The organism is Chromobacterium sp. Ag138 (genome assembly GCF_055181315.1).
The window spans coordinates 1102474-1126125 of sequence record NZ_JBUPWA010000001.1; the positions used below are offsets into that span (position 1 = coordinate 1102474).

Annotated in this window: 35 protein-coding genes; 5 read left to right on the plus strand and 30 right to left on the minus strand. The window is 60.0% G+C overall.

Annotation, left to right across the window (positions count from 1 at the left end):
- Window positions 1-342: 342 nt before the first annotated feature.
- The 18 genes from ACY3GB_RS04575 to ACY3GB_RS04660 form a co-directional block, all read right to left on the minus strand.
- Entirely contained in the window at window positions 343-1359 is a 1017-nt protein-coding gene (locus ACY3GB_RS04575; protein ID WP_463087706.1) for a tyrosine-type recombinase/integrase, read from the minus strand.
- An 889-nt stretch (window positions 1360-2248) separates the two neighbouring features.
- The gene (locus ACY3GB_RS04580) at window positions 2249-3334 is read right to left on the minus strand and encodes a tyrosine-type recombinase/integrase (RefSeq protein WP_463087707.1); all 1086 of its coding nucleotides are present in this window, start codon (window positions 3332-3334) and stop codon (window positions 2249-2251) included.
- 1 nt (window position 3335) lies between these two features.
- On the minus strand, window positions 3336-3578 hold the full coding sequence (locus ACY3GB_RS04585; RefSeq protein WP_463087708.1) for a DUF4224 domain-containing protein: 243 nt from the start codon (window positions 3576-3578) through the stop codon (window positions 3336-3338).
- A 94-nt stretch (window positions 3579-3672) separates the two neighbouring features.
- Window positions 3673-4308: a nucleoside/nucleotide kinase family protein gene (locus tag ACY3GB_RS04590; RefSeq protein ID WP_463087709.1), complete on the minus strand. Its 636-nt coding sequence runs from the start codon at window positions 4306-4308 to the stop codon at window positions 3673-3675.
- Window positions 4309-4371: 63 nt separating this feature from the next.
- Window positions 4372-4782, minus strand: coding sequence for a hypothetical protein (locus ACY3GB_RS04595; protein WP_463087710.1), 411 nt, complete (start codon window positions 4780-4782; stop codon window positions 4372-4374).
- Window positions 4766-5068: a hypothetical protein gene (locus tag ACY3GB_RS04600; protein WP_463087711.1), complete on the minus strand. Its 303-nt coding sequence runs from the start codon at window positions 5066-5068 to the stop codon at window positions 4766-4768. Before ACY3GB_RS04600 ends, ACY3GB_RS04595 begins: the two co-directional genes overlap by 17 nt.
- On the minus strand, window positions 5062-5451 hold the full coding sequence (locus ACY3GB_RS04605) for a hypothetical protein (protein WP_463087712.1): 390 nt from the start codon (window positions 5449-5451) through the stop codon (window positions 5062-5064). Before ACY3GB_RS04605 ends, ACY3GB_RS04600 begins: the two co-directional genes overlap by 7 nt.
- Window positions 5448-5738: a hypothetical protein gene (locus ACY3GB_RS04610; protein WP_463087713.1), complete on the minus strand. Its 291-nt coding sequence runs from the start codon at window positions 5736-5738 to the stop codon at window positions 5448-5450. Before ACY3GB_RS04610 ends, ACY3GB_RS04605 begins: the two co-directional genes overlap by 4 nt.
- Before the next feature lie 163 nt (window positions 5739-5901).
- Window positions 5902-6123, minus strand: a complete 222-nt coding sequence (locus tag ACY3GB_RS04615) for a hypothetical protein (protein WP_463087714.1) — start codon at window positions 6121-6123, stop codon at window positions 5902-5904.
- Window positions 6120-6539: a hypothetical protein gene (locus ACY3GB_RS04620; protein ID WP_463087715.1), complete on the minus strand. Its 420-nt coding sequence runs from the start codon at window positions 6537-6539 to the stop codon at window positions 6120-6122. The genes ACY3GB_RS04615 and ACY3GB_RS04620 overlap by 4 nt, the downstream gene beginning before the upstream one ends.
- Before the next feature lie 2 nt (window positions 6540-6541).
- Window positions 6542-7120, minus strand: a complete 579-nt coding sequence (locus ACY3GB_RS04625; protein WP_463087716.1) for a hypothetical protein — start codon at window positions 7118-7120, stop codon at window positions 6542-6544.
- Window positions 7117-7455, minus strand: coding sequence for a hypothetical protein (locus ACY3GB_RS04630; RefSeq protein ID WP_463087717.1), 339 nt, complete (start codon window positions 7453-7455; stop codon window positions 7117-7119). Before ACY3GB_RS04630 ends, ACY3GB_RS04625 begins: the two co-directional genes overlap by 4 nt.
- The gene (locus ACY3GB_RS04635) at window positions 7455-8330 is read right to left on the minus strand and encodes a hypothetical protein (RefSeq protein WP_463087718.1); all 876 of its coding nucleotides are present in this window, start codon (window positions 8328-8330) and stop codon (window positions 7455-7457) included. The genes ACY3GB_RS04630 and ACY3GB_RS04635 overlap by 1 nt, the downstream gene beginning before the upstream one ends.
- Window positions 8330-8746: a hypothetical protein gene (locus tag ACY3GB_RS04640; protein ID WP_463087719.1), complete on the minus strand. Its 417-nt coding sequence runs from the start codon at window positions 8744-8746 to the stop codon at window positions 8330-8332. Before ACY3GB_RS04640 ends, ACY3GB_RS04635 begins: the two co-directional genes overlap by 1 nt.
- A gap of 2 nt (window positions 8747-8748) precedes the next feature.
- Window positions 8749-9378 (minus strand): hypothetical protein, encoded by a 630-nt coding sequence (locus ACY3GB_RS04645; RefSeq protein WP_463087720.1) that lies wholly within the window; start codon window positions 9376-9378, stop codon window positions 8749-8751.
- A gap of 2 nt (window positions 9379-9380) precedes the next feature.
- Entirely contained in the window at window positions 9381-9803 is a 423-nt protein-coding gene (locus ACY3GB_RS04650) for a hypothetical protein (RefSeq protein ID WP_463087721.1), read from the minus strand.
- 25 nt (window positions 9804-9828) lie between these two features.
- A complete protein-coding gene (locus tag ACY3GB_RS04655) occupies window positions 9829-10392 on the minus strand; it encodes a hypothetical protein (protein ID WP_463087722.1) in 564 nt (187 codons plus the stop codon).
- On the minus strand, window positions 10389-12884 hold the full coding sequence (locus ACY3GB_RS04660; RefSeq protein WP_463087723.1) for a DNA methyltransferase: 2496 nt from the start codon (window positions 12882-12884) through the stop codon (window positions 10389-10391). The genes ACY3GB_RS04655 and ACY3GB_RS04660 overlap by 4 nt, the downstream gene beginning before the upstream one ends.
- A 56-nt stretch (window positions 12885-12940) precedes the next feature.
- Between ACY3GB_RS04660 and ACY3GB_RS04665 the strand changes: the two genes are divergently transcribed.
- Window positions 12941-13096, plus strand: coding sequence for a hypothetical protein (locus ACY3GB_RS04665; RefSeq protein ID WP_463087724.1), 156 nt, complete (start codon window positions 12941-12943; stop codon window positions 13094-13096).
- Window positions 13097-13369: 273 nt separating this feature from the next.
- Here the strand turns inward: ACY3GB_RS04665 and ACY3GB_RS04670 are convergent, their stop codons facing one another.
- The 11 genes from ACY3GB_RS04670 to ACY3GB_RS04720 all read right to left on the minus strand — a co-directional run bounded on the left by ACY3GB_RS04670 (window position 13370) and on the right by ACY3GB_RS04720 (window position 20355).
- Window positions 13370-13666: a hypothetical protein gene (locus ACY3GB_RS04670; protein WP_463087725.1), complete on the minus strand. Its 297-nt coding sequence runs from the start codon at window positions 13664-13666 to the stop codon at window positions 13370-13372.
- 94 nt (window positions 13667-13760) lie between these two features.
- The gene (locus ACY3GB_RS04675; protein WP_463087726.1) at window positions 13761-14288 is read right to left on the minus strand and encodes a hypothetical protein; all 528 of its coding nucleotides are present in this window, start codon (window positions 14286-14288) and stop codon (window positions 13761-13763) included.
- Window positions 14285-16486, minus strand: a complete 2202-nt coding sequence (locus ACY3GB_RS04680; protein WP_463087727.1) for a DNA cytosine methyltransferase — start codon at window positions 16484-16486, stop codon at window positions 14285-14287. Before ACY3GB_RS04680 ends, ACY3GB_RS04675 begins: the two co-directional genes overlap by 4 nt.
- The gene (locus ACY3GB_RS04685) at window positions 16476-16712 is read right to left on the minus strand and encodes a hypothetical protein (protein WP_463087728.1); all 237 of its coding nucleotides are present in this window, start codon (window positions 16710-16712) and stop codon (window positions 16476-16478) included. The genes ACY3GB_RS04680 and ACY3GB_RS04685 overlap by 11 nt, the downstream gene beginning before the upstream one ends.
- A 54-nt stretch (window positions 16713-16766) precedes the next feature.
- Window positions 16767-17237, minus strand: coding sequence for a hypothetical protein (locus ACY3GB_RS04690; RefSeq protein ID WP_463087729.1), 471 nt, complete (start codon window positions 17235-17237; stop codon window positions 16767-16769).
- A gap of 157 nt (window positions 17238-17394) precedes the next feature.
- The gene (locus tag ACY3GB_RS04695; RefSeq protein WP_463087730.1) at window positions 17395-17721 is read right to left on the minus strand and encodes a hypothetical protein; all 327 of its coding nucleotides are present in this window, start codon (window positions 17719-17721) and stop codon (window positions 17395-17397) included.
- The gene (locus ACY3GB_RS04700) at window positions 17718-18062 is read right to left on the minus strand and encodes a hypothetical protein (protein WP_463087731.1); all 345 of its coding nucleotides are present in this window, start codon (window positions 18060-18062) and stop codon (window positions 17718-17720) included. The genes ACY3GB_RS04695 and ACY3GB_RS04700 overlap by 4 nt, the downstream gene beginning before the upstream one ends.
- A complete protein-coding gene (locus ACY3GB_RS04705; protein ID WP_463087732.1) occupies window positions 18059-18481 on the minus strand; it encodes a hypothetical protein in 423 nt (140 codons plus the stop codon). Before ACY3GB_RS04705 ends, ACY3GB_RS04700 begins: the two co-directional genes overlap by 4 nt.
- Window positions 18469-19419 carry a recombination-associated protein RdgC gene (locus ACY3GB_RS04710; protein WP_463087733.1) on the minus strand — a complete coding sequence of 317 codons (951 nt, stop codon included), beginning with the start codon at window positions 19417-19419 and terminating at the stop codon, window positions 18469-18471. Before ACY3GB_RS04710 ends, ACY3GB_RS04705 begins: the two co-directional genes overlap by 13 nt.
- 10 nt (window positions 19420-19429) lie before the next feature.
- Window positions 19430-20107 carry a hypothetical protein gene (locus tag ACY3GB_RS04715; protein ID WP_463087734.1) on the minus strand — a complete coding sequence of 226 codons (678 nt, stop codon included), beginning with the start codon at window positions 20105-20107 and terminating at the stop codon, window positions 19430-19432.
- Complete coding sequence (locus ACY3GB_RS04720) at window positions 20104-20355, minus strand: hypothetical protein (protein WP_230644042.1); 252 nt, start codon at window positions 20353-20355, stop codon at window positions 20104-20106. The genes ACY3GB_RS04715 and ACY3GB_RS04720 overlap by 4 nt, the downstream gene beginning before the upstream one ends.
- A 52-nt stretch (window positions 20356-20407) precedes the next feature.
- Here ACY3GB_RS04720 and ACY3GB_RS04725 point away from each other — a divergent pair, with 52 nt between their 5' ends.
- Complete coding sequence (locus tag ACY3GB_RS04725; protein ID WP_230644044.1) at window positions 20408-20611, plus strand: hypothetical protein; 204 nt, start codon at window positions 20408-20410, stop codon at window positions 20609-20611.
- Window positions 20612-20857: 246 nt separating this feature from the next.
- Here ACY3GB_RS04725 and ACY3GB_RS04730 read toward each other — a convergent pair whose 3' ends face one another.
- Window positions 20858-21034, minus strand: coding sequence for a hypothetical protein (locus ACY3GB_RS04730; protein WP_230644046.1), 177 nt, complete (start codon window positions 21032-21034; stop codon window positions 20858-20860).
- A gap of 573 nt (window positions 21035-21607) precedes the next feature.
- Here ACY3GB_RS04730 and ACY3GB_RS04735 point away from each other — a divergent pair.
- The 3 genes from ACY3GB_RS04735 to ACY3GB_RS04745 all read left to right on the plus strand — a co-directional run bounded on the left by ACY3GB_RS04735 (window position 21608) and on the right by ACY3GB_RS04745 (window position 23570).
- On the plus strand, window positions 21608-21949 hold the full coding sequence (locus ACY3GB_RS04735; RefSeq protein ID WP_463087735.1) for a hypothetical protein: 342 nt from the start codon (window positions 21608-21610) through the stop codon (window positions 21947-21949).
- A 509-nt stretch (window positions 21950-22458) separates the two neighbouring features.
- On the plus strand, window positions 22459-23016 hold the full coding sequence (locus tag ACY3GB_RS04740) for a hypothetical protein (protein ID WP_463087736.1): 558 nt from the start codon (window positions 22459-22461) through the stop codon (window positions 23014-23016).
- Window positions 23017-23225: 209 nt separating this feature from the next.
- On the plus strand, window positions 23226-23570 hold the full coding sequence (locus ACY3GB_RS04745) for a helix-turn-helix domain-containing protein (RefSeq protein ID WP_463087737.1): 345 nt from the start codon (window positions 23226-23228) through the stop codon (window positions 23568-23570).
- The last annotated feature ends 82 nt before the right edge of the window (window positions 23571-23652 follow it).

Sequence of the window (23652 nt, forward strand, 5' to 3'; positions counted from 1 at the left end):
CCCCACCCCTAGGATAGTCCTATATCGAACCACTTCAGGATGTGCAGCTTCTTTAGTTCCATCTAGGACTATGCAATTCATGACGATACCGCCATGTGCAATTCCTTCCGTGCCACTTCGCTTTTCCATATCGCCACACCCTCCAGACACCCCGTGCTACCGTCCAGCCACTTCGCATTTTGTTAGAAGGCGAAGTGGTAGCCCCTGGACAGCAACAACGCTTTGATTTCGATTTAGCCCGTTTTGAGGGTCACTTTGAGAATCCGCTGCAACCCTCTCGGCACGGCCCTCTCACCTCACAGCCAGTTACCGCCACCATGACTTGTAAGAAACAAAGCCACCTCAACGCGCGCCCGTTGGTTTGCGCGTCATCTCGCCCAGCAGCTGGCTAACCGGGGTGGAGACCTTGCTCAACGGATTCGCCTTGTCCACGCTGTTAGTCAGCTTACGGATTGCCAGGTGGGTGTAGATGCTGGTGGACTTCGGGTCCGCGTGCCCCATCAGCTGCTGACGCTCCAGGACGTCCACCGCCTCTTCCGCCAACTCGGTGCCGTAGAGGTGGCGCAGGGCATGAGGGTGCAGCTGTGCCGCAGGAATCCCCGCCGCCAGACCATGGCGCCGCAGCATGGCAAACGCCCCCCGCGTGGAAAAACGCCTGCGCTCGCCGTAGTACTCATGCGCCGGGCAACGCCGATTCCGAGTGGTCACGAACAGCACCTGGTCGCCGTCCTCCGTTGCGCGATCGATTTCAGCCAGTCCGGGATGTTCCAGGTACACGCGCAGCAGCAGATCCGCCTCCCGCGGGACGGGAATCAGGCGTTCCTTGTCGCCCTTCTCGATCGGCCGGATCGCCATCCGGGTTTCGCCATCGATGGTCTGCGTGGTCAGGTGCCCCTCATTCAGCCGCACCAGGCCGCTGATACGGACGCCGCAGCCGATCAGCACTGCCAGCATGGCCGCATCGCGCACGCCCTCAAAACGGTTGAAATCCGGGGCCCACATCAACCGCTCGGCGTTACTCAACTCCATGGATGTCGGCAGCTTGCGGGGTTTACGCGGGTACGGGATCGACGCGGCCGGATCTCGCGGGAGCATTTTGCGCACCGACCAGAGGTATCGATACAGCTCGCGGATGCAGGCGACGTATGGGGTTCGGCTTACGGGGGCAAGGCCCAGCGCCTTGTGCAGGTATGGGCCCGTGAATGCCAGCAGCTGGTCGCCGTCTATGGCCAGTAGATCTCTACCCTCCAGCCAGTCCTCAAACCGCTGCAGGATGTCGCGGTATGCCCGAATGGACCGATCCGCAAGGCCCTTGTTATCAGCTTTGAAGAGCAAGAACTCTTCCATCAGTCGATTCATCACGGCTCCAAAAAAGGGCCCCACTAGCAAAATAACCTGTGGAATTGTGGATTGCCGCCGGAATCCGGCTAAAACCCTGTTCAATCAACATTTTACCATTCCACGAAATCCACCAAAACAGTGTTTTCCGGGTTTTGAAACTGTGGGTCAAAAAATAGGCAGCTCTCTGAAACCGTGGATTGCCCTCACACCCTTCTTTCTCCGCTTTCTTTCTCTTTCTCTTTGATTTTTTAAAAGAAAAAAGAAAGAAGAGCAGGGGCCGTCTGCAATCCCGCGTGGAGAAGTCGGCACTTCTGTGGAATGAACGTCGCCGGTGGATTAACCAGGTACTCATGCAGGTTGATGCTGTCGTCGAGGTAGTCGTCAGCTGGTGACGGAAACCCGGCACGAACCGGGGCCAGAACGAGCGGCAATACCCCACCACCCTCTCGAGGGGTCAAGCAAGCAGTTGAAGTCATACAGATAGCAATTTGAATTTGTACAATTTCAAATTACGCGATAGATGCTCCGCCGGCAACAAGCATTCGACGAGCGGTTTCGATATGCATTTGGGAATAAAAAGAGGCGATCAAAGGTGGGGAAAAGACCGTGCAGGACACACGTAAAAGAGGGGAAAACCGGTCGAATATTAGACAGCGCTGTCTAATATTCTGTCTAAAATGCACCAAGGGCTTACGAAAATTAATTCGTAAGCCCTTGATTTTATTGGTGCCGGCGGCAGGAATCGAACTCGCGACCCCCTGATTACAAGTTAGAGGGTATGGCACGCGGAAAACTAGACCAGCTAAGAGTTTTGGATGCAAGACTCTCTAATAAAAATGACATATGCCAAAAAATCCCCCCCGTGGTTATTGGATTTCAGGGCCGTCTAAAACTCAATATTAGAGGATTATTTGACCGGTTTTCCCTTGCGAATTGCCCTGCGATCGTAGACTGCACTGACGGTCCCGTCGTTGCTGTGCCCGGTGGTATTTTTTGCGACTTCGCCTTGGTCAAGCAGGTCGGTTGTCGATTTGGCCCGAACATCATGGAAGTGGAACCGCTCATTACCGGCGGCGGCCCAGGCGCGCTGAATTTTTTGGATCAGCGACTTGAAGCCGTCGGACGTGTAAGGTTGGCCAGTGCGAGTGCTGACGAAAAGGTATGGCGAATCTTTCGGGCGCCAGAGCTTCATAGCCCTGCCAATAGCTGCAGAGAGCCGTGGCGACCACTCTATCTGTACCGTGATTGGTTTGCGATCAACGCCTTTCAATTGCTTTACCCTCAGTCCTTCTGGAAGGATATGGGCCAGAGGCAGCTTCAAAATATCTTGCCGGCGTTGACCTGTCAGATAGGCAATTTCAAGGGCGGCAGCCACGACTTGGCCCGACATCAGCGGCTCGAGGTAATTCTTGTTTGTGGGACGTGGGGCCTGCCCTTCCCTCTCGGCAAGCATTCCGTGCACCAGACTCCGGCAGAAAAGGATGAACTGCTCGAGCTCAGCGTCATCGACATACCGGTCGCGCGGCCGCTCCTTGTTTCTTGTCACGCCTCGGCAAGGATTGCTGTCAACAATCCCCCAACGCATTGCAAATGTGAAAACATGGCTCAGCAATGCTCGCTCCCGATTACCCGCCACCGGACCGCCTTGCTCAAGCCGAGCATCCAAGTACTCGCCAATGTGCTTTGGTTTAATTTCATCTGGTCGAAAATCTCCAAATGCTGCCTCCAACAGTTTCATCTGCGGAGCCTGCAATTCTTTGGTATAGGCCGATTTCCTCGGCATAACTTCAACCATATATCGATTAAAAACGGCCATCATTCCCTGAGATGGAAGGCTACAAGGTGCCTCTATTTCAACCCAGCGCCGCTTTGCCTCTTCCAAATCACGCGAAAGCCAAATCCACTCATTTTTTCGGGTGACATAGTAGAAAGCGCCATTTTTGCGATACATACGTGGTGGTAGATCACGGTCTTTCTTCCTGGGCCTGGCCATGTTATTGCCTTCTAGTTGCCTGGTTTAATTTATCGCGATTGATTGAGCGTTCTGCACGGAAAGTCTGGGGGAGATGATTTTCTCCAAGAGCAGTCCTAATTACCATTCGAGAAACCAATGGCCGGCCGCGGCCATTTGTTAGGTGGGGGATATTATTCAAAGTTAGCCATTCACAAATCCGGGATGCCGTCTTGAATCCGCTGATGTCTTTCAATTCATCGTAAGTCAGGATAGCGTCTTCCATGGGTCTCTCCAAATTACTAGGGCCGCCACCCGGCAGCCCTTATAAACAACAAAGCCGCCAGAAAAGGCGGCCTATGTATGTGGCGTGTTCAGCTTTATGCAAGTGCCCGGCAGGCCAGATCGATAGCTTCGATCAGCGCCTCAACGTCACCGTAGTTATTGATGATGAATTCTCCAGGCCTGCGCGGCAGGGCGATCTCGGTCGAATGCTCCTGTGACGCTCCATAGCCCGGCCTGTTCATGTGCCACACCCAGCCGCCCAGCTGCCGGATCAGATCGGCCTCGGCGGTCGGGATCGGCGCGCTGGCGGCGTAGCGCAGGCCGGACACGACGACCGGCGCCGCGGTCGCCTCGATCCGTTCACGCACAGCGCAGATGAAATAATCCCAGCCGGCCGTCGCGCGGCGATAGTCGCCCCATTGCTGCTGAAGCCAGCGCGGTGAACGCGGAGTAGCGTCAGGCTGAGGCCCGTTGATCCTGCTCTGCTGAAGCAACCACAAGATAAACTGCTCGTCGCTGCAGTGGTGCATTGCAAGCTGAGAAACTACGACATCCTTTCCGCTCTGGTCTTCCAACAGAACGGAGTCCCAGTCCAGTCCGTAGGCGTCGATCAGTTCCTCCCTGATCTTGTCCGCGAAGCCGACCTTCACGAAACCGTGATGGACAACCAGGTGATCAGCTACGGTGTCTTTGCCGGATTTCTTCGGGCCGGCGAGGCCGATTAGTTGCATGTAGCTCTCCCAAAACGAAGGCCGCTCAATGGCGGCCTGTGTAGATTGGCATGGATTGCGTGGTCAGCTGGTGCATTGCAGCGCCATCGCGGCGTCGATAGCGGCGTCTACTTCATCCCTATCGGTCGATCTCTCCTGGAGTACGGGAATTTCTCTATCCGTACCGCATATTTCAAGCACGATGCCCTGTTCAGTAAAACACTCACCAATATGTGCATCCTGGGTCAGCCACCGATACCGCGCCGCGTCCCGCTCCAGCTCGGCGATTCGCGCGGCCTGGGCGTCGATGTGGTCGAGCAGCGCCAGGACTGCGGCCGGGTTGGCGGCTGAGATGTACGTGGCATCAGCATCGGCACCCGTGAATTGCTTGGTGAAGCGCTCCAGCATGTCCTGCTGGTACCAGAATACGCCAGGCTGAAGTGCAGCCTCGGCAGCCGCGCGCAGGGCTGCAAGTTGGTCAGTCGTCGGCGTCATCCTCTTCCCCTTCGTTTATCCACTGGTCAATACACGAGAGACAGATCCGGTACTCTCCCCAGAATGAGCCATCGATCAGAGCGCGCTCATGGCGATATCGCTGGCCGGGCTCGATGTGATGATCTTGACGGCCGGTCAGCGTGTAGCACAGGTGCTGTTTCCGGGCGGTCCTGATATTTCTCGTGCGGCATTTGATTTCTGCTTCGTCGCCTTGAAATGGGTCGAACGCAAGGTAGTCGGCATCGCTGTACTTCTGTTGGGTGACAGGTTGGTCAGGGGTCAGCATTGGCTCCTCACTTCCAGCGCTACACGCTGACCAAGTTCCAGATAGTCGCGCCAGGATTTTGGCGCCATGCCGGCGGGCCAAGCTGGTGTAGGAAAATCGAGCTCCTTTTCACCATCGATCCACTTTACGAAATGAGAGAAGACGATATCGCTCAGTGCCTCCCATGCCGACTTATCCCACCACTCGACTTCGTAGTAACCAGACATGCCGCCGAATCCCAAGGTGCCCTTCAAAACATCTCGGTCATCATGGCGCCAGTCATAACTCTCGCCTAGCAATGCGGCATGCGTGGATCTGGCATATTCAGGTTTGATCTGGATTGCCAGCGCGTGGCACTTGGCGCACAGTTTTTTGAACTGGCGAGGGTTCATGCGGGCGATCATGCGGCCTCTCCCTTATCTTCTATGGGGTGTCCTGGGCAACCGCCATCCTTATAGTCGAAGCCCTTGCACTGGCAGCTGTTCTTGCAGGGGTTGCCGCAGCCACGATGCATCGGGATGACTTCGCGTCCTTTCGCCAGCTCGTCCATCAGCGCATCGATTGCCTGCTCGCGGTACAGCGCGCGGCCATTGTCATCACGGTATTCGGTAGGTTTGCGGCTGCGTCGGCGCTGCAGGTCGTTGATCGCGCCGCGAACCGATAGGCACATGTAGGTTCGTGTGCAGGTCATTACTCGTCTCCTTTCTGCCGCATTCCGCCCGTCATAGCTGACCATAACTCGTTGGCCTGCCGCCTCGACTCATTTGCAGCGAACTGGCAGCGCTGGCCCCTTTTTCTTCCGCAGTAGCCGCCGCAGGTGCGGCATTTTGGTTTCTTGGATTTGGCGGTGGCCATCACGCGCCTCCTTTCATTGCCACCAGTACCCGTTCCACTTCCGGCCCGGTGATGATGATCGAGCGCGGTGGCTGCAATGCTTCACGCAGCGAGGTCAGCTCGGCTCGAATTGCAGCCAGCTCGCCGGCCAGCTGAAACCCTGCCGGCGGGAAGCCTGCGAATGCCACGTCCGGGAATGCCAGGCTCTTGCCGCACTCGGCGGCTCCATTGTTGAGGCTCACGCTTCGTTCCCTTCCTGCAAAAGATTCGCCGGCAGGTAGATTGCCTGTGATTTGCTTGGCACTATCGGCGTAGGCTTAGCCATGCGGCCTGTGTCCAGCTTTGCGACGCTCAGCTCACTCCATGCGTCACGGCTATTGGGAACCGGGGCATGTCGGTCGCCGTCGTACAGCCTCTGCAGCGTGCCATTAGGACGCCGATAGTAAGGAGTGGACAACGCCATGGCTGCCGCGACATCTTTAGGGACGGCAATGCACGTTCCGCCGGACGGCGTGCAAATGCTCCGCGCTTCCAGCTCGGTGTAAACGCCAGCTTTGTGGGTGCAGATCGTGTAGCCTCTGCTGTCTGGCCTCCACCAGGTAATGTGCTCGTGATCTCTGATCGTGTGACCAATGTGGGCGATGAGGTATTCGTTCATGGCTAGCCCCCTTCCTTCGGCTTGAACGTCAGTTCGCCGCTGAGCAGCGCTTTCACGATGGTGTTGAACTCCCAGCAGTAGTATTGCGACTCGACGAATACGCGCAGGCCATGCCTGTAGTCATGCTTCTTGCGCTGGATAAAGGCCTCGGCCGCCGCTTGGGTGAAATGGGAGTTCACGTAATCCCACCGGTCATGCCAGCCTGTGACGGTGTGGTCCTGTCGATCGCCAAGGATTTCCCACTGATCCGCCGTGTCCAGCTCAAGGAACAGGATGTCCGCCTCCTCGCCATCGCTGGCCAGCCTGTTCAGCTCTTCGCGCTCGTCCTCTCTGCAGTCGTCCCAATATTCCTGCGGGCTGAACCACATCGAGTCCTCGCAGCACACGCACAGCTGATCGGTGTAGTCGGTGTCGATGCCGGTGACGATGCGCCTCGCCTGGACGATGAATAGCGCGTCAGCAGTGCAGTGTTCATCGACGCCGTCGCCCTCAACATCGTGGCGTAGCCTGGTGATAAAGTCCGCGAAGGTTTCCGGCGTCAGCTTTGCGCCGGCGGCTATGGATTCGCTGAGTTGCGTCATGCCTCGCCCCCTTCCTTCTGCTGCTCGCTCACCAGCCGCTTGCCGGCGGCCCGGATAGCCTGGCCGATGTCAATGTCGCCGCTGGGCGAATCGTAGATGCAACCGTCCCACTGCTGGGCAATCTCCTCGATAACAGCAGGCAGTTGCTGGCCAGGCTGGACCGGCCCAGCAAACAACGGGGAGCCCAGCGGCAGTTTTTCCCCTTCCATCGTCAGAAATGCCGCCTTGCACCCGACGCCATCAGCCCTGATCTCGGCAGCAGGGCTATGGCCCAGCCGCTGCGCGCTGGTGTTGTTCTGAATCCGTTGCGCAATGATGTTGTCCAGTCCGCCCATTACTCGTCCCCTTCCAGCGGCTGCCGAGCGGTTGCCCTATCGATCCGCTCCATCGCGGCTGCGATGAGCGCGCCTGCTTTTATCAGATTGTGGCGATATTCTTCGCTGGGTTTCCACCAGGCTGCATCCCACGGCCAGGCCGGCGGAGGATCACCTGCAGGGTATGCAAGTGTGTACATTGCGTAGCAGCCAGCTGCTACTGCCAGTGTGTAAGGGCCGTGCTGGTCATCATGCTCAGGCGTCCAGCCCTCGACCTCGATCTGCCGGCGGCGCTCGGCGGCAATCTCATCGATCACAGACGGCAGCTGCCGGGCCGGCTGCGGCGCCACCAGCTTCTCGACCGCACGCAGCCCATCGACCAGGCCGCTGATCGTCCCAATGCTTTTCACCTCGGCGTGCTGCCAGAACGCATCAAGCAGCTCGTCGTCGGTGATCGTGCGTTGCTGGGCTGGCTGCGGCTCGTCGGCGAGCAAGGCTTCTAGCTGCTGCATGGCAGCTCCCGCCATCGGCGGCAGTCGATCTATTGGTGCGATCTGGATCGCCTCAGCAAGTGCCGCGCTGGAAAATTCCATAGCCGAACGCCACCTATCCGGCACGGTCGGCGCGGGCTGCGGGCGGGTGTAGAGGTCGCGAGTAGGAATGCCCGCCGCCTCCGTGTTTTTGCGATGGTCTTTGACCTGGTCGTTGCCGTTGTGCCAGCGGCCTTGGTCATAGAATTGCCACGCCACCGCCTCACCGCTCTGCTCGGTGGCCGGCGGCTGCTCTGCAGCGCGCACGCCGGCGATCAGCGCAGCGATGGCGTCCAGCGTCTCTTGGTCTGCGTCTTCGGCGAGCGCGTTCTCGACGGCGTCCGCCAGTTGGGTCAGGGTTTGCATCACGCGATCTCCTTGTCTTCTTTGTCACGCTGCGCTTGGAGCGCTGCCCGGGCGGCTTCGAAATGCTCCGGGCCTTGGCCGTCGCCATCGCCGCCGTAAAGGGCGATGCGGATCACGTCCAGAGCAAGTCTGATGGTCCAGGTGTCCCAACCTTCGTTCGTTAGCTCGGTTCCGATGTTGCACAGCTCGTCCTCGGCCTCTTTCAGCGCCGCCTGCAGCATCGAGATGGCTTTCAGCGCCTGTGCGCCATCGGCTTCGTTGACGACGCGCCGCCCGTTATCCCAGGCGGCCATCATGTCCGGAGTGATAGGCCCAGCATGCTGCGCCGATACCATCGCCTGGCACGCGTTCAGCGCACGGGCGTAGGATGTGGCCACGAACTCCGGCGGCGTAGCGGGTTTTGTGTTGGGTTGCATGGTCATTCCTCCACTCGTTTGAACGACACGCACCAGACCCAGGGGTTGGCGTCCCAGCTGCCGGCGCCGTAGAGCTGATTCCACAGCCAGTGGTATGCGCCTGCAGCTGTCGGCCCGTAGCAGCCGATGTCCTCGCAGCTCTGTCGTTTGTGATCGCACGGCTCGGCCACGCATCCCTCCGCGACGGCGTCGGCCTCGCTGATGTCCTGCAGGCGCTCCACGCGCACACTAACGATCTCCAGCAGGATGCGGCTGGCAGCGCGGGGCATGTGGATGCTGGGCTTCCACTTGCTATCAGCATCATCCTGGGTGGCGCGGTAGGCGATATCGCCAAGCTTCGGGCAGCAACATGGAGACTCGGAGCAGCCACACTCGGCGCCGATCCTGCGCCACGTCTCCCGCACCCATAGTCTGTCGCCGGGGCGGCCATAGGGGCATGGATACCAAATGTCGCCGCCGCGGTCGCAGTCCTCACGCCAAGGCCACGGCTTTCCTTCCTCGTTTTCCTCGATGGACATGCAAGGCGTCTGCTTGAACTTGATGGCTCGCCGCGTCTGCGTCTTGGTGCCGGCCAGCAGCGCACGTACCATGTCGGCGCCGAACAGGATCGGCCGCTCTTTGATGCTGGGCATAGTCAATCCTCCGTTCTCGCAGTGTCCGAGCAGGCGCTATCGCCGGTGTTGTCGAACATGTCCTTGGTGGTGGCGTTCCTGGAGGAGAGAGCAACGCCCTCCACGGTCAATCCGTATTCTTCCAGAAACTCTGGCCAGTCTTCGGATAGCGACTCTTCATGGCCGATGTCATCCCATGGCCACGGCACAACTTCAGCTGCGATGCACTCGATTGGCGGATACATCCGCCGCTCCTCCGGCGGCTTGCTGTCCATGATTTTCTGAATAGCGGGCAGGGTCGTTTTGTTGTGATGCTCGGCCACAAATACGGCCTCGGCATGGCTGGGGGCGGCGTATAGGTCGTCCGGGCCAGGAATATGAATGGCCCATTTCTGGGCCATGTGACTTTCCGGCGCGCGGACAGCGACTTCGACGGTGACTTCCATGCTTATTTCCTTGTAATGGTAGTGGTCAGGTCCGGGTCGGCATCAGCGCGCCTCGACCGCCGATGAATCTGAAGCCGGCGATGCCACTCGGACCTGCCGTTGCGATTTCAGCGCTGGGCAGAGCAGCAACGAGCGACAGGTATCGGAGGTTGAAAAAGGCATCATTGATCTGGACCAAATTTGAGGTCTCCCTCTTCCCGGTCCCTCTGCAATCAGGGCACTCGCCTGCGAGCTCCCCTTCCCCATCGCATGCCTTGCACTCGTAGTGATGGTCGTGGTGCTCAAACTCACCATCGCCATCGCACGACTCGCACTTCCGGCCGTGGCCGTGGCCGCCACATTTACGGCAAGGCACAAGGACAGGGGCAGGTAAGGCCGGCAGGGGTTCGTAGCCGGCGGTCGGAGTGCTGTCCAGCACCTTCGCCATGTTGAAGTCGGATGGTGGCGAAGGATGATCCCCAACAGCATCCAGCTCGATCATGATCAGTCCGTTGGACGCCCCGGTTTTTCCTCCGACGTTGAACGGCGTACGCAGCCAAGTGCGACGATCATGCTCACTGGCGCAGAACTGCTGAAGGTCGATGTTCATGCTGCCACCTCCTTATCGAAATCAAACAGGGACGGCATAGCGAACTCGGCCTCAGCCGATTTGCAGTAGTGGACGCCGTCGAGGAAATAGCCGTGGTTCAGCTCGCTGGCCTGACCTCGGCGGCCCTTCAGGATTGCGCGGTAGGGAACTGTCATCAGGCCGCCGAACGGGTCGTAGACCAGCTCGTCAGGATTGCTGTAGCGCTCGATCAGCCGGTCGACGATGTCGAATTGCAGCGGGCAGACGTGCTGCTCAACGTTGCGCCGGGCCTGGTCGCCGTTCAGCGTGCGCATCCGGCTAACGTCGTGCCAGACGTCAGGGTGGTGACTGCCCGGCGCCAGCGACATGAAGCTGGCCGGTAGCGCGCCGCGGGCCTCCAGCTCCTCCCCGACCCGGACGTGGTGCTCGTAGTCGTAGACGTTGGCCAAGCTGTAGTCGGTGAACAATTGCGCCAGCTTGGCCGGGCCGTAGCTGGCCATCTCCTCCGACGACAGCAGGCGGTTGCCGCTGGAGCGCCAGAACGCGTGTGCGTCGACCTGCCAGCGAGCCCGGGTGTAGTCGGCCTTGGACTTGGCCACCGGGTTGTCGGCATAGCCGCGGCTGCGATCAGTCTGCGGCTTGCGGAACAGCAGAACGTATTCCGGCGAACCCACGCCCATCTTGGTGCCGTCCTTGCACTGCTCGGTCCAGCTGAGGCGATAGGTCTGATTGTTCTCGCGTACCACGTCGGTGACGATGGTGATCATCCCCATGTAGTCGAAGCCGTGCCGGCGGGCGTGGAATATCGCCTCAGCGTGAAACGGGCTGACTGTCGGCGCGCCGGCACCGGTGACATTTCCGAACAGGATCCTGTCCTTGACGTGGCAGCAGTACAACCTGCCCGGCTTCAGGATCCGCAGCAGCTCCGGCGTCAGGTAATCCATCTGCCTCCAGAAATGCTCGTTGTCCTCGGTATGGCCGAAATCGTTGTAGCTGGGGCTGTACTCGTAGTGATTTGCGAATGGGATCGAGGTGACGATCAGGTCGACGTTGTTCTCGGGCTGCCGGCGCGCCTCGTCCACGCAGTCGTTGTTGGCGACCAGGTAGCGGTCGCCGCTGGCCTCGATGCGTTGGACGCCGATGGCGCGCGCCAGCGTTTCCTGCATGGCCAGCTGGTTCAGGCCATAGCGGCGGATGATTTCGGTCATTTTCTGCACCATTTCTTCGTGCTGGGCCCACTTCAGCTGCAGGGTTCGCAACACCTCGCGCTCGGCCTCGCTGTAGATGATGTCGATCCGGACCGGATGGGGCTGTTGAAAGCGCTGCACGCGGTGGATCGCCTGGATAAAGTCGTTGAACTTGAAACCGATGCCGACGAACACTTCGCGGTGGCAGTGGCGCTGGAAATTGCAGCCGCTGCCGGCGATGATCGGCTTGGTGGACAGCAGTCTGTACTTGCCGGCACCGAAATCGACAATGCGCCGCTCGCGCTCGTCCAGATACTGAGTGCCCCACACGCTGACAGCCTCAGGCAGCGCAGCCTGGATCGCGTGACGCTCGGCCTCCAGGTCATGCCACAGCACAAAGTGGTCGTCCGGATCCTCGCCGACGATTTCGCAGGCCTTGGCCACGCGCGCCGCCATGCTGTCGCGCTTCTCGGCGGAGGCCGCCTGCAGGCCAAGCGCCAGATCCGGAAACAGCAGGTTTTGGCCTACCTTATCGGCGCCGGCAGCGCTGTAGTCGCTGGGCACCTCGTGATAACGAACGTCCAGCGGCGGCAGGTTGTAGCCATCGTCGCTGTAGCCCAGGTCGCTGGGCTTCTGGATGAACACCGCCCAGCTGGACACCCACAACCAGAACTCCTCCTCTTTGTGCGGGTACAGGGTCAGGTTGCCGGCCTTCTCGCTGTCACGCTGGAAAAACCTGGTTAACGCTTGGCCGGTGTCCATCACGCCCAAGAATCCCGCGTAATGGATCAGCTCCTTGAAGCGGTTCGGGCTCGGCGTCGCGGTGTTGACCAGCTTGAACTCGACGCCCTCGAACAGAGGCAGGAATTCCTGGTAGGTCTTGCTGCCGAACGAGCGCAGCACGCTGGCCTCGTCCAGGCTGACCGCGGCGAACCGGCGAGGATCCAGCTTGCACTCGCGTATCGTCTCGTAGTTGGTGATGTAAAACAGGTGGTCCGCCGTCACCTCGGCATCGCTCTGGATGAATTTCAGCTCAATGCCCAGCAGCGCGGCCTCGGCAACCAGCTCATGACGAACGCCAAGCGGGCAGACGATCAGGCCTGGCCGCTGGACCTTCATCACGATCTGACGCAGCCACTCGTTCTGCATCGATGACTTGCCCAGGCCGAACGAAGCGAAGATGGCGCGCCGGCCGCCCAGCACCGCCCAGCGGACGATGTCGCGCTGGTGTTGGTACAGCCGTGCATGCACGGCTGCCGGCTGGACCTCGAAACCGCTGAAGCTGGCCATCCTGATCTTGGCGCGCAAGAAGTCGATGTATTCCATGTCGGCTCACAATGAAAAAGCCGCCATAAGTGGCGGCAAGTTGAAATTCGATTACCATGATGAAAACCACAACAGGAGAAATGATCGTGCTGGAATTTTTTGATGCCCAAGTTGCACCCAATGACTTGATAAAAGTTCAAGCCCACCTGGAAGGTGTCCCTGCGCCCTTTTTGATTTCGATGGGTGCAATTGCAGATTTTTTCCAACTTTAGGACTACGATCTTGAATCGTGCAAGGCCAAACTCGAGGGAGAATGGCATCAACTTGCCGAGCCATTAGAAGAAATTCTGCGCAGCCATGGCGTAGCTACGCTAATCACAACCGAATTGCTTAATATGTAACTCAAATCAACGCTGCCCGGCTGTTGAGGCGCGGGCAGCGGCGGTTGGTCGATCGGCTGGACCGGTAGCCATAGGTCTTATGGGTAGGTCATGATGTAAAAAAACCGCCAGAAGGCGGTTTTAAACTCCATGGAGCCTAAAGGGCTAGTCACCATCATTGTGGTGTTCAATAGCAGCCCATGTGCCAGCATCTTGACCACTAGGCACATATCTTCCATAGATACAACGAACAAAGGATTCTTCTGCGGTTTTGGTTGTCAAAATCAGTGCAAGATCAAGGCCATGAGCAGTCACAATCAACTTACCATTCTTTGCTCGCTCGGCCTTGAAGCCAGAGAAGTCGCACTCGCGCTCAACAGCTTCAACAAGGCCCGCAACATTCGCGGCATCACAAGGATCGGCTGCATCAAGCCATTCATCAAAATTCGTTGTAGTTTGCATAAACACCTTTCAATAAAAATGCAAAATGAACAACGAGTTTACTCCTCGCCTTGCGTGTCGGGTGGCAGAAAGTGGCCTCAGTCATAGGGTCAGGTCATGCAGCGATCCTCCGGCGCTGGGCCTGCAGCGCGGCCTTGTAGCTTGCCTTGGCATCTTTCTTCGTGAGCTTCCACTCGCCGATCACTGAGTCATAGCCCCAGTGGTATGGCAGTCTGCGCGAATAGCGGTACTGCCGGATTATCTTGCCGTTGACCCACTCGCTCTGTATCTCGACGGACGGGACATGGATGCCAAGATGTTCGGCGAACGTGTCGCCGGTGCATCCGTCGGCATCGAGATAGTCACAATAGTGGCTCTGCGCCTTGGTCAGCACTGGCGGCGGTGGCGGTTCCGGGCTGAATTGGTCGATGGCCTGATCGCCGGCGCCGGTCACCAGGAACCACGGCGAGCCGCCGGTCAGCTCGCTGGCCGGGCGCTCCTCCATGTAGCCCATGGCCACCAGTTCGCGGCAACGCGCGATGTCCTTGCCGCCGGCAACGTAGTGATTGCGATAGCGCCGGCCCTGGCCGTATTCGTCCAGGCCGCGCGAGTGTTGCAGGATGTGAAGTAACTCAGTTTTCACGCTGCGATCCTCCGTTCAATCTTGGGTAGCGGGGTGCGCTTCAGGTTGTGGACGGCGAGGTCCATGCAGTTGGCGGCGATCAGCGCGGCGGCCGGGTACGGGCTGACGCTGTTGCCGACCATGCGCACCTGCGCCGTTTTGGTGAATCTCCTGCCGTCGTGGCCGCGGTCGATGATGTAGTCCGGCGGAAAACCCTGGCAGTTGTAGAGCTCGCGCGGGGTGAGCATGCGCAGCTTGATGTCGACGATCACCCACGGCTCGCCGCGGATCCAGACCGTGACCAGCGCCAGCCGGTCGCGGGTGGTGGCGGTGGGCATGGGCTGGTCCAGGCCGCTCACGTTGTCGGTGCCGTAGTAGCTGATCAGGAACGCCGCGACCTGCAGCGCGCCTGCCTCGTCCTCCTGGCTCAGCTGGTAGCTGACGAGCGAGGTTTTGCCGCCGCCGCCGGCGACGATCGCGCCGACAGGTTCGTCTGCCCCGCTGCCCACGCTCTTGCCGAACTGGCGCACCAGGTGCGAGGCCACCAGGCCGTGGTGTTCGCCGCCGGCGCTCAGCGTGCGCAGCGGTTCGTCGGCGTCGCGCCCGTCGCAGTTGCCGCGCCGGTGGGCGAGGTGCGCCGTCACCAGCTGCTGCTGGCTGCCGGTGGTGGTGATGGTGGTGGCCGGCTCGTCCAGGCCTCGGCCGACGGTCTCGTTGAACCCGCCGTTAGCCTGCATCATGTAGGCGGTGGCCAGGTGGCGATGGTTCTCCTTCAGGATCGTGCCGAGCGGCTGGTCCACGGCGACAGGTTTGCCGCTGTAGCTGGGGCCGCCGGCGCCGACGAGGATCGCCGAAGCCAGGCCATGCTTGCGGCCGCCGGCGACCACGGTGCCCAGCGGCTTGTCGATGTCGAGCGAGCGCGGCGACTGCCCTTCCCTCTCGCCGTAGCCCAGCTGCACCATGGTGGCGGCCGCCAGCGCCTGGCCGCCGCTTCCGCTGGCGGTCACGGTGCCGATCGGGCGCTCGATGTCGCGCGTGCCATCACCCCAGCGTTGGGCGCGGCCCGGTTTGCCGTCGCCGTGGGCGGCCTGGACCAGGGTGGCGGCTGCCATGGCGATTTCGCCGCGGTGCGCAGCCGTGATCGTCGGCGCCGGTTGCTGCGGATCGTAGACGCGGTCGCCGCCCTGGTGGGGCAGCGGCACCATCGCCGGGCTGGCCAGCGCCATCGAACCGCCCTTCGGCCAGGCGGTGACGGTGGCCAGCGGCTCGTCGGTGCTGCGGCTGCCGTTCTTGTTGCTCCAGTTGGCGAGCTCGACGATGTAGGGTTTCGGGTTGTCCAGCACGTACTTGCGCATGCCTTTGGCGATCCGGCGCATCGTCGCCGCGGCCAGCGGTCGCTTGTCCCGGTTGAAAATGGACTTGCCGAGGTCGGAAAAGTCGAGGTGATGCGCGGCGGGCACCCAGGGCAACTGCCCCTTGGCCGGCTTGGCGTAATGGGTGGCTTGCGGCCAGTAGATGGGCTGGCCATCGCGGCGGGCGAACATGAACAGGCGGTCGCGGGTGGTGGCCGCGCCGTGGTCGGCGGCGACCAGGCCGTCCACCACGTAGGCGTAGCCGTGGCTGGCCAGGATTTGCAGGAAGCGCTTCCAGGTGCGGCCTTCGTGGCGCGGATCCGGAACAAGGAATTGCTCCTGCACCGGCACGCGCTCGCCTGGCGCGGCCACGGTGCCGTCGAGCTTCATCACGCGGCCGGTTTCTTTGTCGCGCTTGGCGATCAGCGGCCCCCATTTTTTCATCTGATGGACGTTTTCGAGCGAGAGCGAGCGCGGGCTGACCTGGCCGGTCCAGCGCACCACAACCCAGCCGAGCGAGCGGATGGCCTTGCTGCGCGGCTGGCCGCCGACGGCCTGGCTGAAATGCGTGCAGTCCGGGCTGGCATGCAGGTGGCCGACCGGCCGCCCCTGAGTCGCGGCGCGAGGATCCACCTCGAACACGTCTGCGCAGAAATGCCGGGTTTGCGGGTGGTTCGCCCGGTGCATGCTGATCGCGTCGTCGTCGTGGTTGATGGCGATGTCTGCGCCTCGGCCCAGGGCCTGCTCGATGGCGACGCCCATGCCGCCGCCGCCGGCGAACAGGTCGACGATGATTTCCTCGGTGGTGAGCAGGTGCAGCTGGCGCGCCATCGGCGCCGGCTCGAACGGGATGTTTTCACGGAGCATCGGGACGCTCCATAGGCTTCAGATCCGGCGCGATCGAATATCCTGGCCAGCTCATTGGACGTGCAGCATGCAACGCATTCAGATAAAGACCAGCCAGCTCGGCTATTTCCATTGGAGACAGCATGAGGTGGTTGATTTCGGGTAGCGGGAAGTGCTCGTTATGTACGTCTGGGTACGCCAGCGCGATGTGGGCCAGGACAGTGGCCGGTTCGGAGGAGCGAATCATGCAGCATCCTTTAATTGAAAAAGGCCCCTTGAGGGCCCTTGTTGTTGCTGGCGGTCACGCCGCCTCTTGCTCGCGGCGCCGGTCATCGGCCGCCGCCACTCTTCCCACCTCAGCCTCTGCAGCGAATAGCCGCTGCGTCGGCACAGTCTCCAGCCAGCATTGCAAAGAGGTAACCGTCCGGCGCAGCACTGCCCATTCGTCACCCGTCACGCCGTAGTGGCCATGCTGCTGTCGCCGTCGCTTCACCTCAGCGAGTACCGCAACCATGTCATTTCCATCCTGTTGACGTGCTGGTGTGTCGTACTGCGGCCAGCGGCGCAGCAGCGTGCTGCAGGTGTTGGCCAGGAAAATCAGCTCGTTGACATCGTGAGGCGTCCATTCCGCCGCCGGCCGCGCCGCGGTGAGTAGGCGTTTGATGGACCTGGACTGGCAACGGTCGGCAGTCGGGCTGAATGCGGAGCCCACCGGCAGACCTGGGATACCCGACGGGATGATGACCGGCCGGCGCTTGCACTGCTTTCTCATGCATCACCTCCTTCGCTTTCGATCCCCTCATCCTGATTCCGCGAGCTGCAGCAGCCCGGGCAGCCGCATTCGGCGCGCGGGCGGCGCATCGTCGGGCACTCATCTGCAGGAGGCGCGTCCCGGGCAATCAGATGGTGATCGGCATAGTCCTGATAGCTCATGCCGAAATCCGCTTCGAGACTACGCAGTAGGCGCGCCGCTTGTTGATGAGCTGATCCTGGGGAGCCAGATTCCCGAGCACTACAAGGCGCCGGATCAGCCCCGCCGCCGCGCTCTCATTGATTCCGAGCCGGCGCGCCACGTCCGGGCAGGTGAATGGCGGCCGGACCTCGCGCACTATCCGCCGCATGCGGACAGCGTCCACATCGATCACCTCGCCCGGTGCCGGCAGCAGCTGCTCGGGAGGGATGCTCTTCAGCAGCTGGAGCAGCGAAGGAATCGCCGGCGGCCGGCCACCGCGGCGGATCTGGTTGAGCCCATTCACGCCGCGGCCCCCCGCACGATGTTGATCGCGTTCTCGCGGGAATCAGGCTGCAGCTTGAAGAGGACCACCGCGCCGCGCAGCTCGTCGACCAGCTTGTCGGAGGCCTCCAGTTGCTGCTCCAGCCGGTCTGCCCGGTCGCGCTCATGTGCAGCGTCGCGTCGTGCCTCGGCCAGGCGCGCTGCGAACTCACTCAGCGACTCAGCCGCCTGGCGCTCCAAGCTGGAATATGCGGCCCGCAGCGCCGTATGGGACGTTTTCATGCGCTCGAGGCGCGCAGCCAGCTCGGCCGACTCGGCGCCACCGGTTTCAATGACGGTGATATCGATTGCAATACTGTTCATGGCTTTGCCTCATCAGCAGTGGCTGCGCTGCGCTCTTTCTCGAAGTCGAGCGCGACGGCCTGGTCAATGTTGTAGAGGAAGAATGAGATGTTGGAATCCAGGACGAAAAGAACCATTTCATTACCCTGGTTGATGGTTCCGAGATAACCGTCACGTTGCATGCAGAACCAGGTCAGCACCTCCCTTGTTTTGCTTTCATCCACGAGGGCGTAACTGAGCTGGATGGTGACAGGGTGGTACGCGCCGCCAAGGGCCATCCTGAAAGGAGCATGCTTTGGAGCCCGCAGATAGAACCCTGCAGCAATCATCCTCTGCACCAGCTCGTCCGCCTGTGCTGCTCGGCTGAGCATCAGGCCTTTATCGAAACTTTCCAGCGCCTGCTCAGCAAGTTGTACCGGCGTTTTCATCAAATCGGCCACGGTACCTCCTCCGCCTCGGATGTCTCAGCAACGGGCGCAGCTGCCTGGCTGTCATCCAGGCCGCCCAGCGCCTCCGCCAGCGCTTCCACCAGTTCGCCCAGTTCTTCGCTCATCAGGATGAAGGTGGCTTCGAACAGGCTTTCGCGGTCGTCGCCGGCCTGGCTGGCTTTTTCCTGCAGCATGTCCAGGAACTGGATGCGCTTCAGCTGCAGCGTGTCGGTCAGCTGGAAGCGGATTTTCTCGTTCCAGATCAGGCCCAGCTTGGTCACCTGCTTGCCGGTGGCGATGTGCTGGCGAATCTCGTCGCTGGTCAGGTCGATGCGGCTCACCCGGACCTCGGCGCCGTTCTCGCCGCCGTCCTTCAGCACCGCATCGGCGTCCAGCTCGAAGCCGCCCGGCGCTTCGCCGGCGGCCAGCCAGTCGGTCATCGCGGTGTGCGGCGCAATCTTGGTTCGCGGCAGCGCGGCCGGGAACGGTGGCAGCGCTTCGCGCAGTTTGGAGACCAGGGCCTCCGCCCGCGGAGTGCTGCTGGTGTCGGCGATCAACCAGTTGCCGGACATGAATGCCGAAACGCAGCTGGACTTGGTGAAAGCACGCGGCAGCAGCTCGTCGGTGATCTGCTCTTTCAGCGCCAGCTTTTCCTTACGGCCGACCTTGCGCATCTCCTTGTCCTCGATCTCCGTCACCTTCGCTTCGACGGAGTCGCGGATCACGGTGCCCGGAAGCACCTTGTCATCGCGCTTCAGGCGCACGAGCAGCCTGCCGCGCGAGGCATAAACCACGGAATCCAGATGAGCGGCCGGCGCCACCCAACCTTCGCTGAACCAGTCCAGGCCTGCGCACGGCTTGAATGGGCGATTGGACAGGGCCTCGGCCAGCTTGGCTTCGGCCGGAAGATCACTCAGACGGTATATAGATGCATTGTTGAACCAGACCATTGCCTACCTTTCATTCAGCCGCGACAACTTCGATCGCGAAAGTGTTCTTGCTCGGGTTGACCAGCAGCCAGCCAGCCGGGAAGTTTTCTGCGAGGTTCAGTCCTCGGGCAACAGCCACCTGCTTCAGCAGGCAGTCCATTCCGGTTTGCGCCCGCACCGACATGTAAGGCGTCGCCGGCGGCCGGAACATTGCCTCGGCATCCAGGCCAGCGCCGCGGGAATCCGCGACCAGCCCTTCCACCAATTCGAAATCGTCGCGCCGCGCTTCCAGCGACTTCAGGTTGTTGATCATTTCCTGGCTGGTGTGGCGCAGCGCCGCGGAGAAAAGGGATTTGCGAAACATGGTTACCCCCAGAGCCCGGCGATGGAGTAGATAACCACCACGGCCAGGCAAACGAGACAGTTGATGACCGCGCGCATCACGCTGCGCGCCGTACGATGTGGACCGGCAATCCACCCTTGCAGAAGCGGACAAACTGCAGATGCTTTCCTTGCTGCCGATAAAGGGCGGCCAGCTCTTCGCTGATCCATCCGATGATGTGTTCCGGGAGACGCATAGAACCTCCAGGCAAAAAAATGCCCGGCACATGGCCGGGCGCAAGGGGGTGATGTCTACACTCGATGCAGTCGCATCCTGCAGCAGCCTGAAGCCAAGCTGCTCGTAGATGCGTCCTACTCCACCGGTCACGCAAATATGGAGTGAGGCGAAACTGTCTGGCTGTGGTTGTAAGTCGGCTCGATATGGCCATGGGCGCCCATGCGGCTCTTGATGACAACTTCGTAGCCCCTGCTCCGCGCCCCCTGATAGATAACCAGATCAAACTCTGCACTTGCAGAAAGGATGTCCTGCTTGAGGTCATAAAGAGATGGCAGCTTGCCGCCGGGTTCGGCTAGCATGTCTTCGTCATCAACAAACAGCACTCGACCTTGAATCATGGAAAACCTCACAGAGTTATGGTCTGTAACGTGGATACCAGGGTATGGAAGCTTGAGCCTGGAAACCGTGGGAGACCTGGTTGAGAAGAACATCGTCTCTTTCCGCAAAAGAGACCCGCTGCATCTGGGCGCTGCCGGTGGCGTTACGCTCTTCATTGGCGAGAAGGAGGAAGCGAAGCTGATCGCCAACAAACTGCAAGAAGTCCTACACGCAGATGCCGCCAAACGGGATGCAAAGGAGGAAAACCGTGGATAGACCTGAAGCTTTGAGGTTGGCTGCCACGCTGCATGCCGGCAGGCTGGCCTCTATGGAGGGGGAAGGCTACGTTACAGACGAAGCGATAGTCGAAGCCTTGTTCAGCCTGGCGGATAAGATTCAAGTCGAAGCCAATAGCCGTAAACCGCTTACGAGGCCAAATCCAGTCAGTCGGTGATTGATCGCTTCCAATGGCATCCTGCAGCAGCCTTGAGAGGCTGCTCGGGGATGTCATCGCCTACGTGATCAAGCAGCCTGCAGCTGGCTTTCGCGGACGTAGGTGAGCTTTTCCTTGCCCTCCTCCTTCACGCCGTAGAACGAGCCCTTGTGGGCCGGTTTGATCTCCGACAGAACGCCTTCGCCGCTACGCGGTTTGCCGCGGCCGCCACTGGTCGTGAACTTCACCTTGGTACCGATATTCATATGCTCTCCCTCTGGTATTGAGTGGGCCGCCCAAGGCGGCCCGGTTGCATCAGCGATTGGGTCAGGCCCGCCGCATTGCCTGTTTGCTGCTCACGCTGGATAGGGCTGGTGGACAACTTTTCCAGCTTGGGCCTCGCGGTTCCCGCCGCTTGCGCATGTCCAGTGCGCGATCCCATCCAGTGTGCCGCCTCGTGAGAAGCGGCGCTCTACTACCCCGGCTTCACTCCCTTCATCTGCATCTTGCGGCCTCGCCGCTTCCCGCTCGCCCTGCAGGTTTTCATCCCCGCCTGGCGCCGCTGGTTGCATCCGTTCATGTGCCGGCGCTGGCCGCCCTCTTCGTCCCTGGTTGCGCCAGGTGATCCCGGTAGGCGGTGTGCCGTTACTACTTTGGCTTGTTAAAGATCGGAGCAGAACTTTCGCTGCTTGCGAAACAAACTTTAGCAACCTGCAAAACTTTGTGCAAATCATTTGTTAAACTTTCTGCGAAAGATTGTGCAAAACTGCAACAAGGAGCGAATCGACCTCTCAATGACAATGGCGTAGGATTGAAGTTTGAAACTGGAGGGATGATCCATGGCACGCTATAGCAAGCGCGTAGGAGACGGCGTCACCGCCCACTACAACTCCGCCGAGGAGCTGCAGAGGGCCAATGATCGCGAGTTCGAATCAAAGGTGCGCGGCTTTGGGCTGCTGGTCGGCCTTGTCGGCGGTGGGTGGCTGACCTGGTCGGCGATCATGTCGCACGGCGGCGCCGAGTGGCCGAAGTTCCTGCGGCTGTTCATCACCCTGATCGGGGCCGCCGTGAGCGGCGGCGCGCTCTACTTCCTGAGCATGTACATCGTGTTCGCGATGATCGCAGCAGTGGTCTGCTGGGTGATCTGGGGCGGGATGAAGTGGCTCTGGAGTGCGGTCTAGGGTGTAACGGCATTCATAACGCAGCACCTGCTCGCTTCGCTCCCACTGCGTCTGGGTCATCGGCATACTGAAAAAGCGGGCCATCTCGCCAGCGCTGAGCTGTAGACAGACGACCGCAACTTCGCGGAGGATGCAGTAAGGCAGTCATGGGACCGAGAAGAGGCTAGATTAATGCATCAAACCAATGAAAGGTGTCAGCATGGCAGAGACTTTTACTCCACTTACCATGCAAGAGCTAGATGACTTCTTGGTGAGGATGGACAAGAGAAAATGCCCTTGGTGTGATGGTAATAATTGGGGGCTGCATATACATTCCCAAGATGCCACCTCGCCTGGGCTGAGAGCGTTACTACACGCGCGCATATACAAAGGCGATGACGGTAACCTCAAAGGAACGGTAACCTCCGGGATTGACACGGTGCTATTTGTCGCAGCTGCGGAATGCGAGGATTGCGGTCATATCTACCTGTTCAATTACTTCTCTATCATGAACAAGATAAGGCAAGGCAATGCAGACCATCAAGATAAGACCTCTTAGGGTTGTTGATCCTCTTGCCTCCGCGCCACACATTGAAGCGTCTGAAGGCGATAGCGACGTTTACTCGGATATTGTGGAGATGGCTATGACTAGCCATAATGTCCCTATGAGCACTGCACCGACACGTGAAGAGATCGACGCCAAACTTGCCGCCAACGTGGCAGAAGTGAAGGCCGTTGCGTCGGAAATGCGATCTGAAATGACCGCGCTGCGCGCTGACAATCATGCCCAGTTCTCTGAGCTGAGGTCGTTCATGGAAGTACAAGCGTCCAAGACGGAGGCTGCATTTTCCACCCTTGGGGCAAAGATTGACGGAGTAGAGAAAGGTCTCGAGGGCAAGATAGATGGGCTGAAGTCATCCATCAACATGATGCAGTGGGTTATTACCATCATCGCTGCTATTGCTGCCTTCTGGGTCAGCTACATGCAACTGAAGCAGGCCCAGGCACCGGCGCCAGCTGCTGCACCACCAGCGGTGATCGTGCTGCCGGCTCAGCCTGCACCTGCCCAAACAGTCCCTCACAAGTAACCTGCATCGGCGAGTTTTTCTTCACCTTGACCCAGCCGGCCGCCGCCGGCAGACTCAACCCAAGCGCCAGACTGAGCCTACTCGTTCAGATAAAAACACCTGGCGCCCGCAGACCAGCCCGCACGCGCGGGCTTTTTTGCGCCCAGAAATGCCGTATTCACGTCATGCAATAACGCAGACACGCCCTTCCTTTCATCGAAAATGTACCGATGAACGGACGAGGCGAACGAATCAAGGCTGAGCGGAAAAAGCTCAATTGGCGGCAAGAAGATCTGGCCCGCCGCGCGAAGGTAAGCCGGGGGATCATTGGTGACCTGGAGCGTGGTCGGAACCATGGGACCACTAAAATCCTGGATGTCGCAAAGGCTTTGAAGGTGAACCCCATCTGGCTCGAGACTGGCAAAGGCCCTCGTGAGCCCGTTCCTGACTCCAGCATCCCCTACCTCACGGCCGACTCCTTGGATGACCTGGCCGACGCGCTGCTCGCCCGCGGCGCGGATGTGATTGGCCAGCTTATGGCGTTGATCGTCAAGAAACAGGCTGAACGAAAATAGGGCGGTCAACTAGCCTTCGGGGCAATGTTGTGCGCAAACCACGCTGTTTTTGCTACAAAAGTGATCGGTCCGGCTGCTATTG

Coding starts and splice junctions, on each gene's coding strand:
- ACY3GB_RS04720 (WP_230644042.1), bottom strand. CDS start 20,355: ATGATTCAAGGTCGAGTGCTGTTTGTTGATGACGAAGACATGCTAGCC.
- ACY3GB_RS04605 (WP_463087712.1), bottom strand. CDS start 5,451: ATGATCGCCCGCATGAACCCTCGCCAGTTCAAAAAACTGTGCGCCAAG.
- ACY3GB_RS04660 (WP_463087723.1), bottom strand. CDS start 12,884: ATGGAATACATCGACTTCTTGCGCGCCAAGATCAGGATGGCCAGCTTC.
- ACY3GB_RS04710 (WP_463087733.1), bottom strand. CDS start 19,419: ATGGTCTGGTTCAACAATGCATCTATATACCGTCTGAGTGATCTTCCG.
- ACY3GB_RS04730 (WP_230644046.1), bottom strand. CDS start 21,034: ATGAATATCGGTACCAAGGTGAAGTTCACGACCAGTGGCGGCCGCGGC.
- ACY3GB_RS04650 (WP_463087721.1), bottom strand. CDS start 9,803: ATGGAAGTCACCGTCGAAGTCGCTGTCCGCGCGCCGGAAAGTCACATG.
- ACY3GB_RS04745 (WP_463087737.1), top strand. CDS start 23,226: ATGAACGGACGAGGCGAACGAATCAAGGCTGAGCGGAAAAAGCTCAAT.
- ACY3GB_RS04625 (WP_463087716.1), bottom strand. CDS start 7,120: ATGACGCAACTCAGCGAATCCATAGCCGCCGGCGCAAAGCTGACGCCG.
- ACY3GB_RS04575 (WP_463087706.1), bottom strand. CDS start 1,359: ATGAATCGACTGATGGAAGAGTTCTTGCTCTTCAAAGCTGATAACAAG.
- ACY3GB_RS04645 (WP_463087720.1), bottom strand. CDS start 9,378: ATGCCCAGCATCAAAGAGCGGCCGATCCTGTTCGGCGCCGACATGGTA.
- ACY3GB_RS04700 (WP_463087731.1), bottom strand. CDS start 18,062: ATGAACAGTATTGCAATCGATATCACCGTCATTGAAACCGGTGGCGCC.
- ACY3GB_RS04630 (WP_463087717.1), bottom strand. CDS start 7,455: ATGGGCGGACTGGACAACATCATTGCGCAACGGATTCAGAACAACACC.
- ACY3GB_RS04655 (WP_463087722.1), bottom strand. CDS start 10,392: ATGAACATCGACCTTCAGCAGTTCTGCGCCAGTGAGCATGATCGTCGC.
- ACY3GB_RS04735 (WP_463087735.1), top strand. CDS start 21,608: ATGGCACGCTATAGCAAGCGCGTAGGAGACGGCGTCACCGCCCACTAC.
- ACY3GB_RS04685 (WP_463087728.1), bottom strand. CDS start 16,712: ATGATTCGCTCCTCCGAACCGGCCACTGTCCTGGCCCACATCGCGCTG.
- ACY3GB_RS04665 (WP_463087724.1), top strand. CDS start 12,941: ATGATGAAAACCACAACAGGAGAAATGATCGTGCTGGAATTTTTTGAT.
- ACY3GB_RS04680 (WP_463087727.1), bottom strand. CDS start 16,486: ATGCTCCGTGAAAACATCCCGTTCGAGCCGGCGCCGATGGCGCGCCAG.
- ACY3GB_RS04740 (WP_463087736.1), top strand. CDS start 22,459: ATGCAGACCATCAAGATAAGACCTCTTAGGGTTGTTGATCCTCTTGCC.
- ACY3GB_RS04635 (WP_463087718.1), bottom strand. CDS start 8,330: ATGCAAACCCTGACCCAACTGGCGGACGCCGTCGAGAACGCGCTCGCC.
- ACY3GB_RS04690 (WP_463087729.1), bottom strand. CDS start 17,237: ATGAGAAAGCAGTGCAAGCGCCGGCCGGTCATCATCCCGTCGGGTATC.
- ACY3GB_RS04595 (WP_463087710.1), bottom strand. CDS start 4,782: ATGACGCCGACGACTGACCAACTTGCAGCCCTGCGCGCGGCTGCCGAG.
- ACY3GB_RS04670 (WP_463087725.1), bottom strand. CDS start 13,666: ATGCAAACTACAACGAATTTTGATGAATGGCTTGATGCAGCCGATCCT.
- ACY3GB_RS04590 (WP_463087709.1), bottom strand. CDS start 4,308: ATGCAACTAATCGGCCTCGCCGGCCCGAAGAAATCCGGCAAAGACACC.
- ACY3GB_RS04600 (WP_463087711.1), bottom strand. CDS start 5,068: ATGCTGACCCCTGACCAACCTGTCACCCAACAGAAGTACAGCGATGCC.
- ACY3GB_RS04610 (WP_463087713.1), bottom strand. CDS start 5,738: ATGACCTGCACACGAACCTACATGTGCCTATCGGTTCGCGGCGCGATC.
- ACY3GB_RS04585 (WP_463087708.1), bottom strand. CDS start 3,578: ATGGAAGACGCTATCCTGACTTACGATGAATTGAAAGACATCAGCGGA.
- ACY3GB_RS04620 (WP_463087715.1), bottom strand. CDS start 6,539: ATGAACGAATACCTCATCGCCCACATTGGTCACACGATCAGAGATCAC.
- ACY3GB_RS04640 (WP_463087719.1), bottom strand. CDS start 8,746: ATGCAACCCAACACAAAACCCGCTACGCCGCCGGAGTTCGTGGCCACA.
- ACY3GB_RS04580 (WP_463087707.1), bottom strand. CDS start 3,334: ATGGCCAGGCCCAGGAAGAAAGACCGTGATCTACCACCACGTATGTAT.